The organism is Nocardia sp. NPDC060255, assembly GCF_042727395.1.
In the GTDB taxonomy this organism is placed as follows: Bacteria; Actinomycetota; Actinomycetes; order Mycobacteriales; family Mycobacteriaceae; genus Nocardia.
On sequence record NZ_JBHXAU010000016.1, the window covers coordinates 146,103 to 158,036 of the forward strand.

An 11,934-nucleotide genomic window follows, 5' to 3' on the forward strand; every position below is an offset into this window, starting at 1 on the left:
CTTGCTCAGCGGGCGGGGACCGGGACGGTGTGGGCGAGTTGTTCGGCCTCGGCCAGTTCGGACTGCTCGTCGTGTACGTACTTGTTGCCCGCGAAGAACGAGGCGGCGGCGGCAAGGAACATCATGATCGCAGCGGAGACGAAGACGACAATCAGGCCGGTGTGGAACGGGCCGGTCAGCAAGTGCGGGAAGAATTCCTGGCCGGTGAGGGTGTCGGCGTTGACCCCGGGTTTGGCCAATTCGCCTGTCGGGCCGAGCAATTCCTGGATCGGGTTGTAGCCGAGGAACGCGGCGAACATGCTGGCTACCGGGGGTAGACCGGCGACATCGGCGGCGGCTCCGGCGGAGACACCCTGGGCGCGCAGACCGGCGTCCAGGGCGGACGGCAGGCTGCTGGCGAGGCCGACGACCATGAGCGAGAAGAAGATTCCCATGGACAGTGCGTTGCCGCCGTTGAACAGGGTGCCGCGCATGCCCGAGGCTGCGCCGCGTTGTGCGGCGGGCACGCTGGACATGATGGCCGCGGTGTTGGGCGAGAAGAAGAGTCCGCTGCCGATGCCGTTGAGCAGGATGATCGCGGCGAACACCCAATAGTTGAAGTCGACGGGCACGATCAGCAGCAGCACGAAGGTGATGCCCGCGATCAACGCACCGCCGGTGGTGAACAGACGCGAACCGTAGCGGTCCGACAACCAGCCTGAAGCCGGTCCTGCCAGAAGGAATCCGACGGTCAATGGCAGGAGATAGATACCGGCCCACAGCGGAGTCGACTCGAAACTGAAGCCGTGCAACGGAAGCCAGATGCCTTGCAACCAGATGATCAGCATGAACTGCATGCCGCCACGGCCGATGGAGACCATGAGGTTGCTGAAGTTGCCGAGCCCGAAGGCGCGGTTGCGGAACAGGGCGAGATGGAACATCGGGTCGTCGACTTTGCTCTCCACCACGCAGAACGCGCCCAGTAACGCGATACCGCCGATCACCGCCCCGAGCACCCAGGGACTCGACCAGCCGGTGGCGTGCCCACCGTAAGGCTGGATCCCGTAGGTGATACCGGTGAGCAGCGCAGTGAGGCCGAGCCCGAAGGTGATCGTGCCCGCCCAGTCGACCTTGCCCACCGACCGGATGCCGACCTCGTGCAGCGAGCGGTACGACCAGAACGCGCCGAGCAGGCCGATCGGGACGCTCACCCAGAACACCGCGCGCCAATCCCATTCCGACAGCACGCCACCGATGAGCAGGCCGAGAAACGAGCCCGCGACCGCCGCGACCATGTTGATGCCGAGCGCGGTGCCGCGCTGCTTGGCCGGGAAGGCGTCGGTGAGGATGGCGGTGGCATTGGCGGTCAGCATCGCGCCGCCGACACCTTGGACAACCCGCCAGATGATGATCCACATGGCACCCGCGCCACCGTGGAACGGATCGAAGGACAGCGCGAGCGCGCAGAACGCGAAGACCGCGAAACCCATGTTGTACACGCGAACTCGGCCGAAGAGGTCGCCGAGCCTGCCGAACATGACGACCAGCACCGCCGTCGCGAGCAGGTAGCCCATCAGCATCCACAGCAGGTACCCGACGTTGCCCGCGTCGAGCGGGTTGAGTCCGACGCCGCGGAAGATCGCGGGCAGCGAGATCAGCACGATGGACGAGTTGATCGCGGTGAGCAGCACCCCGAGTGTGGTGTTGGTCAGCACGATCCACTTGTAGTGCGGATGGTCCCGGTCGTAGCGCAACCTGCGGCGGATGGTCGATACCTCGCCGAGGTCGAGATCGGTGGATGGAGACGTCACGGCACAGCCCCTCACAAATGGTTATCTCCGCAAACTATATAATTAGCGGATGTAACGATCAAGACTGCTCGGTGTGATCTGCGACCAGATTGGTCTCGACCAGGAGCTCAGCGCGATCGATCGGCCGACCACGCGCGGGACAAAGCAAGCAGATTGCCGAGTTCGGTGGTTCGGTCGCCCGCCGGGAACGGCACGGCTCGACCCGGATAGGTCGGCGGCGTCCCGTGTGATTTCAGGCGGGCCGCCGCCGAGATACCGCGGGCGTAGGCGTGGAGATCGGTGGTCTCGACGGCGCTCGAATCGGGCACGTATGGCTTCAGGTGCAGCAGGGCATCACGGATTTCGACGGTCATCCGGTACAGGCGCGCGCTCGAGCCAGGGTGATCCTCGTGGTCGAGCGGCAGCACCACCTCGGGCACGGCCGCGGTGAGGTCGTGCCACAGCGGACGCAGGCGACGGCAGTATCTGCCTGCCCGATCGAGACCTGCCCGCGCCAGCAGGGCATTGACCAGCGGAATCGATATCAGCGTGGCCAGGATCGCCAGGGTGCTGAAAGCGCCTACCGCCCAAGCGGTTCCCATGTCCTGCGGCGAAGCCCCGGACAGTGTGCGCAGTGTTCGATACACCGACGCACACGCTGAATAGCAGGCGACGGCGAGTAGCGCCCAGTAGGTCAGCGTTTCCCTGGTCCCCGCGGCGGTGCGGAGTTCGCGCAGGCATGCGCGCCCGAGCGCCACCGCGACCGAGATGAGGACGACATCGGCGGCCACCCACAGCAGACCGTCCCAATCCACCGCCCGCATCGCTGCCGGAAACAGGCCCAGTTCACCGGCCAAGGAACAGAGCAGCACGACCGACCCGGCCGACACCGCCACCGCGTCGTATCCGCGCTGGCGCCGCCAGGTCGTCCGCAGGTCCGCGCCGCCGAGCAGGGCGATGAATCCGACAGTGCTGGACAGCGTCAGGAAACCGACAGCCAGGAAAACCCGCTGCCCCACATCGGGATAGCCGATGCTCGCCACCACCCCGTAGGCGAACACCGCACCGATATCCCAGGTAAGCGCACGGTTGATCAGCCGATCGGCGTGCGTTTCGTTGACCAGCCACCAACGACCACCAGCGATCGCCAACACGAAAATGATGACGATGGTGCTGAATACGGGCGGCGCGGAATTCATCGGGAACGCTCCGACGGCCACACTCGAGCCAGGCAGAGCAGCATCCGCAGCTCGGAATCCCGGTCGGGCGGCCGCGGGGTGACATCGATCCGAGGCTTCGCGGAGGCGACCGCACCTTGCGCCTTCGCCCGCCCTGCCCTGGCCATCAACAACGTATAGCCCCGGGGATCGCCTTCGATCATGCGACGGACCGTGGCATCCTCGGCGACGTCGGGTATGTAGGGCCGCAGCTGCAGCAACGCGTCCCAGATCTCGACCGTCATCCGATAGCGCCGGTCCGCGGGATCCTGGCCGGCCGAATCATCGGGTGGCAGTACCACTTCCGGCACCGCGGCGGTGAGGTCCCGCCACATCGGACCGAGGCGGCGGCAGTGCCTGCTCGCGCTGTCCCACCCGGTCCGCGCGAGCAGCACGTCGATCAGCCGGACCGAGATCAACAGCGTGATCAGGAAGAAGTTGGCGAACGTGACGACGACCCACGCCGCGCCCGGTTCGGACGGTGGCGCCCCGGAAACTGTTCGCACGGCGCCGATCAACGACCCGACGAACCAGTAGCCCGCGAGCAAGAGCAGGGCGGAGTAGAGCAGGATCTCCCTGGTTACCAGGTCGTCTTTGCGTAGTTCCCGAACGCAGACCCGCAGGATCAGCAAGCCCGTAAGGGCACCTATGACCTGGGAACCCGTCCACACCGCGGCCGACCAACCGAACGGCAGCGGGTAATCCATGACGGGTTCTGCCAGCAGCACCGAAGCCGCCGAAACGGCCGCGATCGTATCGTAGGTGGGTTGCCTGCGGCGAGCTCGGTAACGAGCCTCCCCATCGAACAGCAGTCTGGCGAACCCGTAGGCCTGCGCGCCCGCCATCAACCCACAGCCCATGAATACCCGGCTGGCCAGGTCCGGGGCTCCGGCGCCGGTGACAACGCCGTGCAGCAGGATTCCGATCAGTTCCCAGGTGAACAGGCGGTTGATCAGACGATCCATCGTCGTGGTGTTCACGAAGAACCATCGCCCGACCGTGACGATCGCGGCGAACACACCGATCGACAACACGAGCGAAGCAGGCACAGAATTCATCGTCGGTGACAGTAACCCGCGGTAGCTCCTCCGACCATGGGCTGGGTCCGGCCGATCAGCTCTCTGCCGCCCTGCGATAACCACGAACGGCCAGTGCGCCGAAGACCGCGACCAGACCCACCGACCACGCGACGGTCTGAAGCAGCGGTATGGCAACCGGACCGCCGATGGTGAACCCGCGCATCGCCTCCACCGCACAGCTGATCGGCTGGCCGCGCACGATCGGCTGTAGCCACCCCGGGTAGTTCTCGATCGGCACGAAACCCGAGTTGAAGAACATTGCGAGCAAAACCACTGCGGCGAAAATCTGCACCACCTTGTCGCCGATTCGGCTGACGCCCACCGCGATCACCATCGGCGTGAATCCCGCGATGACGATCACCGGAACGATCAGCACACCGAGCACGCCGACCAGGCCCTGCTGGAAACGCAGGCCGAGCACGACGCCGACCACCACCACGATCACCGTCGCCGCCAGCGCGCGCAGGCATTCGGCGAGTAGCCTGCCGAACAGCCCGGCCGAGCGATTGATCGGCAGCACCCAGAAGCGGCGCAGCAGGCCGCTCTCCCGCTCGCCGTACAGCGAAAGACCAGTGCCCGTCGCCCCGTACATGGCTCCGGCCACCGCGATCATCGGCACGAAACCGTAGATGGCGTCGGTGCCGCCACCGAGGTCGAGCGACTTACCGAGCACGAGATCGAACATGAGCAACAGCAGGATCGGCAACACCAATGTCGTGGTCACCACCTCCTGCTGCCTGCTCCAGCGGCGCAGCAGCCTGCCGGTTTCCACCAGGCTCTGCTCGACCAGCCCGCTCATCGCCGCCGTCCTTCCACTCGCACCGACACGATCATGGCCCCGACCAGCAACCCGACCACCCAGACGGCGGCAACGGCACAGGTCGACGTGTACCTGCCTTCGGAAAGCTCACGCAGCGCGCCCGCCACCTGCGACACCGGCTGATTGCGCACGAAGGGCTGGATCCAGCCCGGGAATCCTTGCGCGGGAACGAAACCCGTCGACATCATGAGCAGCAGCAGCTGTGGCGCGAACAGCACCGTCGCGCCGAGCTCCGGATTGGCCGTCGCGGTGCCCAGCGCGTCGGCCGCGATCACCACGGCCGCGCCGAGTCCGAGGACCAGCACCAGGAACGCCACCGCCGTGCCGAATCCGTGGAAGCGGAAACCGAACAGCGAGCCGATGGTCAGCGCGCCGACCAGCGCGGCAAGCGCACGCACCGAGTTCGCGGAGATGCGGGCGGCAGGCGGTATCCACGGCGGCACCGGCATGGAACGCAGCCGAGTGCCCATGCCGCCCGCCACTTCCCGCGCCGCGCGATCGCCGGCGAACATCGCGGTGAAGAACATGGCCTGGATCGCGATCAGCGGCAGCAGGTACTGCGCGTAGTCGATCCCGGTCGCCTCCATCGAACGACGCAGCGGCACATGGACACAGACGAAGAAGGTCAGCGGCGCCGCGAACGCGAGCACCAGGTCGCCCTCGCGCACCGCGGCGCGAATGCCGCGCCCGCTCAACGCGGTCCACTGCATCCCGGGTGGCACCCGCAGGATGGTGGTCATGCCCGCACCTCGCTGGCGGGCTTGGTCAGTTCGATGAACACCTCGTCGAGCGAGGGCCTGCGCAGGGCGATGTCGATGAGTTCGATTTCGGCGTCGGTGATTCGGCGCAGCGCCTCGCCGAGGGTAATGGCGCCGTCCGGTGCGGGCAGCGACACCCGGTCGGCGGACTCGGCGACGGTGATCTCGCCGAGTCCGGTCAGCGCGGTGACGACGGCGGGCAGGTCACCGGGGTCGGCCGGGACCACCTCGCAGTAGCTCGCGCCGGTGCGCGCCTTGAGCTGGTCGGCCGTGCCCTCCGCGATCACGGTGCCCTTGTCGACGACAATGATGTTGTCGCTCAACACATCCGCTTCTTCGAGGTACTGCGTGGTGAGCAGGATCGTGACCCCCTGCTGCTTGAGCGTGCGCACCAGTCCCCACAGGCTCTGCCTGCTCACCGGGTCGAGGCCGGTGGTCGGCTCGTCGAGAAAGACCACCTGCGGCGGCCGCACCAGACCGCACGCGATGTCGATGCGCCGGCGCATCCCGCCGGAGTACTGACCGACCCGCCGATCGGCGGCCTCGATCAGCTCGAACTGGGCGAGCAGTTCGTCGGCACGGGCCTGGGACTCCTTGCGGCGCAAGCCCATCAGGCGACCGAACAGCACCAGGTTCTCCCGGCCGGTCAGCATCTCGTCCAGCGCCGCGTACTGGCCGGTGAGCATGATGGACGCGCGCACCTCGGCGGCTTCCCGCACGACGTCGTACCCGGCCACCACGGCCCGTCCCGCGTCGGGCTTGGTGAGCGTCGACAGCACGGACACGGTGGTGGTCTTGCCCGCCCCGTTCGGGCCGAGCACCCCGAGCACACTGCCCTTCGGCACCTGGAAGCTGATGCCGCGCAACGCCTGCACCTCGCCGAAGGACTTCCGCACGTCCTCGACGACGATCGCGTGCTCGGCCGAAGCCGCGGGCGCCCCCGTTACCCTGCTCGAATCCACTGTGCTGTCTCCATCCCTGCTGCCTGCGAATCGTGCTCAGTACCTATGAATCTCGATCGAGGGCGGACCCGGTGCCACCGGGTCCGCCCTTGTCTCCTGCCCGAATCGGGCAGCTAGCCAAGCAAAGTCACCACCTCGTCCAGCGAAGCGCCGCCCAATATCGCGGTGACCGGTAGCTCACGCTTCAGTTCGATTTCGATGCGTTTGCGTAAATCCAAGGCCTGCAACGAATCCAGGCCGAGCGCGACGAGCGGAACCGATCCGTCGATGGTCTCGGTGGTGTCCATGCCCATCACCGCGCGCAGGGCGAACTGCACCTGTTCGGCGGTGTTCGGCGTGCCTGCCCGGCCCACAGCGGGTTCCGGCTCGGCGACCGCCGGCACGGATGCCGCGACCGGCGCCGTCGATACCTCGGCGAGTTCGGGCGGTAGGTCGCCCAGTTCCAGGGCGCTGAACAGTGGGTCGAAGCCGAAGGCGGAGAACAAGGTAGCGAGCCGGTCCCAGTCCGCGGTCGCGATGATGACGTTCTCCGCACGGACGGTGATGCCCGCGGCGATCGCGCTCGCGGGTGCCATCGGCCGCAGACCGGTACCGCTGATCGCCGCCAGTGCGTCGGCCTGATCCGCACCGACCGCGCGCCAGAGGCCCCACTGCACAGAGGTACTCGCGATGCCGCGGCTGCGGTAGCGTGCGGCCGCCGCATCGAGCATCCGGTTCACTGCGGCGTACACCATATGCCCGCGGCCGCCGATGGTGGCCGACAGCGACGAGCACAGCACGACCCGGCCGTCGGGGGTCCGGGGGAAGTGCCGGACCAGGTACTCGAGGGCGACAACCTTCGGCGCCGCCGCGGCGCGCACCGACTCCGGGGTGAGTTCGGCGGCTGCGGCGTAGTCGACCGCGGCGTGCACGATCAGATCCGCAGGCGTGCCGCGATATTCCTCGGCGAGCACACGCACCGCGGCCTCGTCGGTGACATCGCAACGCCGGACGGCCACCTCGGTGGCGCTCGACCGCTTGATCTGCTCGATCCGTGCGAGTGCCCCGGCAGCACCTCCTGATCTGCTCAGCAAGGTGATCCGGCCGGCACCGCCGCGGGCGAAGTGCTCGCAGAGGTCCAATCCGAGCTTCCCGGTGCCGCCGACGATCACGACCTCGCGCAGATCGCCGGCGTCGAGCGGCGGCATAGTCGAGACATCCTCGGCGACAAGTCGTTTCGCGTAGACGGTGCCACCGCGCAGCGCGAGCTCCGGCTCCCGTGCGGTGTGCAGCGCCACCATGAGCGCCTTTGCCGAGTTCGGGATCGGCTGACCGGCCGCGAGATCCACGTGCCGGAAGGAAACGCCGAGGTGTTCGGCCGCAAGACAACGGAATCCGGCCTGCGCCGCCGCGTGGAAGAGGTTCGGCACGTCCGATTCGAGCACCTGCTCACCACCGACGGTGATCAGCCACACGTCGCGGACACCGTCGAGCCGCGGCAACCGGCCGCGATCACCGAGGAATTCGGCGAGCTCGGCGACCGCGGCGTCGACCTCTAGGTCGCCCAGTTCCGGGAGCACGATCACCGCGGTGTCGAAAACCGTTCCGGCACTGCCGGTTGCCGAACCGGAATCGACGATCGACACGCCATGCAGCGCGGCGGCGTCGCGCAGTGCGGCAACCAGCTCGGCACTGCGACCACCGTGATCCAGCACCGCCATGGTGCGCGGCGGCACCAGGGTGCGGCTGCTCACCCGCACCCAGTCCTCGACGATGCGCTGTGCGGGCACGGTGGGCTGCTCGGCGTCGGCGGAAACGCTCGTCGCGGCGACATTGGCCGCCGCGACGGCCACCGGAGCCGCCGAATGGTCGTAGGCCGCCCACAGATGCTTCGGGTTCATCTGGGTGTTCGGGAAGTCGAACAGCGGAAGCCGTGGCGCGGCAGCCGAATCCACCCGCAACGCGGACCAGTCGTAGCCGAGATCGCTGACCGCGACGAGGCCGAGGTTGCGGGTGAACTCGCGCAGATCGGTGGCCGTCCGGCGCGAGGTGCCGAGCGTCTGGAAGTCACGCTGCGGGGTGACCGTGCTCAGGTTCTCCTGAACCGCGAGGACCAGCGCGGGGTGATCAGCGATCTCGAGGTAGGTGTCGACGCCGTGCTCGGCCGCGAGGGCGATCGCCAGGTCGAAGCGAACTCGGTTGCGCAGGTTCCAATACCAGTAGTCCCCCACCGGCAGGTCGGGGGTGATCGGCGCGCCGAGGGTGGAGCCGATGCATTCGATCTCGGTCGCCGCGAACTCCGGACGATCGAGCTTGGCGGCCAGCGAGTTGTCCAGGAAGCCGTGCCGGAACTCGGTCACCACGGAGGTGTGCGCCGGATAGCCGACGCGAATCTCCTTGGCGAACTTGCCTGCCGCGGTCAGATCGGCGACCACCTGAGCGACGGTATCGCGGTCCCCGCCGATGGCGAGCACGTGCGCGGAGTTGATCACCGACAACTCGGCCCAGCCAGAGTGCCGAGCCAGGATGGCTTCGCACTCCTCGCGATCCACCCCGACGACGGCCATCGAGTACTTGCCTTCCCGGTCCGCCTCCTTGCCCAACGTGTCGATGAGCCCACCGCGCACGGTCACCACGCGCACCGCGTCCGCCAGCGTGACCACGCCGGACACCACCCCCGCGGCGAGTTCGCCCTGGCTGTGCCCGATCGTGACGGCCGGGGTGACCCCGGCGGCCCGCCACATCGCGGCCATCCCGACCATCTGCATGAACAGCGCGGGCTGCACGATGCGCATCGCGTCGTGCTCCGGATCAGCGTCCGCGAGCAGGTAGGACCGCGGCGAGATCTCGAACAGGTCTTGGAAGACCGCCTCGGCCTCGTCGACCGCGGCACGGAAGACAGGCGAACTGTCGTAGAACATCCGGCCCATGCCGGCGTGCTGACTGCCCTGGCCGGGGAAAACGTAGCCGATCTTGCGCGCCTTCGCCGCGCTCCCGACCGCAATGACCGCCGAATGCGGCTCACCGGCCGCGACCGCGCGCAATGCCGCGATGAGCTCGGCGCGCTCGGTGACCATGGCCAGCGCGCGGTACCGCCGGGCGACCCGGGTACGGAACAGCATGTCGGCCACCTGCTCCGGGCCGACAGCCGGACGATCCGCCAGGTACGACAGGATGGCCGCGGCCTCGCGACGCAGGGACTCCGGTGTGTCCGAGGACAGCAGCACCGGAATGCTGCCGTCCGGAAGTCGGTACTCAGACATGGATTTCCTCCTCCAGCACGGGCATCGCGATGACCGCGTGCGCGTTCGTGCCCGCGACGCCGAACGACGAGACGGCGGCGTATCGCACCCCGTCGTGGGGTGGCCACTCCTCCAGCCGTTCGGCGAGGCGCAGCCCCGACTGTGCCCAATCCAGCTGTGTGGTCGGGTTTTCCGAGTGCCTGGTCGGGGCGATCTGCCCGTGCAGGCCGCTCAGCAGCACCTTGATCAGACCGAGAATGCCTGCGGCGGCTTGCGCGTGGCCGAGATTCGACTTGACCGAACCGAGCCATGGACGGCTGTTCTGGTCCCCGGTCGCGCCGTAAACCTGTGCTAGCGCGGTCAATTCGAGCGGATCACCGACCGCCGTCCCGGTTCCGTGCCCCTCGATCAGCTGGACCAGCTGCGGTGCGATGCCCGCAGCACGCACCGTCTTCGCCATCAGCTGGGCCTGCGCCTCCGCGCTCGGCACCGCGATCGGCGCGCCCGTGCCGTTGTGGTTCACCCGGGTGGCCAGGATCTGCCCGTAGATCCGGTGCCCGAGCTGCTCGGCGCGTGATTGCCGTTCCAGCACAACGACACCCGCGCCTTCACCCCACAGCGTGCCGAGCGCGTCGGCCGAATACGGTCGGCACTGTCCGTCGGTGGACAGCGCGTTGGCCTTGGCGAACTCGAAGAACGGGGCGAGTGAGCCCATCACACAGACACCACCGGCCAGCGCCCAGTCGCATTCACCGTTACGGATCGCGGAGGCTGCGAGGTGCACGGCGGACAACGACGACGCACAGGCGGTGTCCACGGTCATCGACGGTCCGGACAGCCCGAGAACGTGCGAGATCCGCCCGGCGACGGCGCCGAGCGCCGAACCGGTGGCCCGATATCCGGTGTGCTCGTTGGCCTCGTCGCCGCGCGGGCCGTACTCGAGGTAGGAAGCGCCCATGTAGCAACCGATTTCGTCACCGGCCAGGCTCGCCGGATTGATCCCGGCGTTCTCCAGCGCCCGCCAGGCCACCCGCATCCCCACCCGGTGCTGTGGATCCATCGCCGCGGCTTCGCGGGGGGTGATGCCGAAGAACATCGGGTCGAATTCGGCTGCGCCGTCGAGGAAACCACCCGCGTCGCGCACCTCGCTCCAGCCATCGGTACCGCCCTTGGCCAGCAGCTGCTCGACCGGCCACTCGCGGTCGCGCGGAAACGGGCCGATCAGATCGCGCGATTCGGCGAGCGCGGACCAGTACGCGGAGAGCGTGTCGATACCGCCCGGTGCTTCGACGGCCAGGCCTGCCACGACGATCGGGTCGTTGTCGATCGGATGTCCGCTCATCGGGTCGCCTCCGCCGACATCGGCTCGGCGGACAGGATTTCCGCGATTCCGTCGACATGGTCGTTGAGATAGAAGTGCCCGCCGTCGAACATGGTCACCGCCAGTTCCCGGTCGGTGTGCTGCTGCCAGGCGAACAGATGGCCGATGCCGACGTGCTCGTCCTCGCTGCCACCCATCACATGGATGCCGGTGCCGACGACAACGTCCTTGGGGCAGCTGTAGGCGTCGAACGCGCGATAGTCGCCCTTCAGCGCGGGCAGCGCCATCCGCATCAGCTCCCGGTTCGACAGCAGATCGGCCCCGGTGCCCTGCAGCCCGCCGACGTGATCGAGCAGCTCGTCGTCCTCGGTCGGGTGCGGCGGCGCATCGGCCACCTGCCACGGCGCGCAGGAACCGGAGATACCGAGCAGCCGCACCCGCACGCCGGCGGCGTCGGCCAGCCTGGCGAACTCGAAGGCCACCATGGTGCCCATGCTGTGGCCGAAGATGGTGATCGGCACGCCCCGGTTGAACGGGGATCGCGCGAATTCGTCGAACGCCTCGGCGGCGGTCTCCTGGATGGTGTCGCGCACCGGCTCCTGCGCCCGATCTTGCCTGCCCGGATACTGCAGCAGGATCACGTCGAAGTTCGCGCTGAGCGCCTTGGAGAAGGGCCGGTACGTCGAGGCGCCGCCGCCCGCGTGCGGACAGATCACCAGTGGTGGGTTGTCCGCCGACCGCGGTTTGTGAAACTTTCGGATCCAGCCGGGTGTACTAGCCATTACCT

The 11,934-nt window shown here is 67.8% G+C and carries 9 protein-coding genes; all 9 read right to left on the bottom strand.

What is annotated here, in order from left to right; translation table 11 throughout:
• Window positions 1-5: 5 nt before the first annotated feature.
• The 9 genes from ACFWF1_RS27260 to ACFWF1_RS27300 all read right to left on the bottom strand — a co-directional run bounded on the left by ACFWF1_RS27260 (window position 6) and on the right by ACFWF1_RS27300 (window position 11,929).
• Window positions 6-1,790 (bottom strand): MFS transporter, encoded by a 1,785-nt coding sequence (locus tag ACFWF1_RS27260; protein ID WP_379286711.1) that lies wholly within the window; start codon window positions 1,788-1,790, stop codon window positions 6-8.
• Window positions 1,791-1,897: 107 nt separating this feature from the next.
• A complete protein-coding gene (locus ACFWF1_RS27265; RefSeq protein WP_379286709.1) occupies window positions 1,898-2,968 on the bottom strand; it encodes an MAB_1171c family putative transporter in 1,071 nt (356 codons plus the stop codon).
• Window positions 2,965-4,044 (bottom strand): MAB_1171c family putative transporter, encoded by a 1,080-nt coding sequence (locus ACFWF1_RS27270; RefSeq protein ID WP_379286707.1) that lies wholly within the window; start codon window positions 4,042-4,044, stop codon window positions 2,965-2,967. Before ACFWF1_RS27270 ends, ACFWF1_RS27265 begins: the two co-directional genes overlap by 4 nt.
• A 55-nt stretch (window positions 4,045-4,099) precedes the next feature.
• Window positions 4,100-4,864: an ABC transporter permease gene (locus ACFWF1_RS27275; protein ID WP_379286705.1), complete on the bottom strand. Its 765-nt coding sequence runs from the start codon at window positions 4,862-4,864 to the stop codon at window positions 4,100-4,102.
• Entirely contained in the window at window positions 4,861-5,625 is a 765-nt protein-coding gene (locus tag ACFWF1_RS27280) for an ABC transporter permease (RefSeq protein WP_379286703.1), read from the bottom strand. The genes ACFWF1_RS27275 and ACFWF1_RS27280 overlap by 4 nt, the downstream gene beginning before the upstream one ends.
• A complete protein-coding gene (locus ACFWF1_RS27285) occupies window positions 5,622-6,605 on the bottom strand; it encodes an ATP-binding cassette domain-containing protein (RefSeq protein WP_379286701.1) in 984 nt (327 codons plus the stop codon). Before ACFWF1_RS27285 ends, ACFWF1_RS27280 begins: the two co-directional genes overlap by 4 nt.
• Window positions 6,606-6,718: 113 nt before the next feature.
• On the bottom strand, window positions 6,719-9,847 hold the full coding sequence (gene nbtC / locus ACFWF1_RS27290) for a nocobactin polyketide synthase NbtC (protein WP_379286699.1): 3,129 nt from the start codon (window positions 9,845-9,847) through the stop codon (window positions 6,719-6,721).
• Entirely contained in the window at window positions 9,840-11,168 is a 1,329-nt protein-coding gene (locus ACFWF1_RS27295) for a polyketide synthase (RefSeq protein ID WP_379286697.1), read from the bottom strand. Before ACFWF1_RS27295 ends, nbtC begins: the two co-directional genes overlap by 8 nt.
• On the bottom strand, window positions 11,165-11,929 hold the full coding sequence (locus ACFWF1_RS27300; RefSeq protein ID WP_379286695.1) for a thioesterase II family protein: 765 nt from the start codon (window positions 11,927-11,929) through the stop codon (window positions 11,165-11,167). The genes ACFWF1_RS27295 and ACFWF1_RS27300 overlap by 4 nt, the downstream gene beginning before the upstream one ends.
• Window positions 11,930-11,934: the final 5 nt, after the last annotated feature.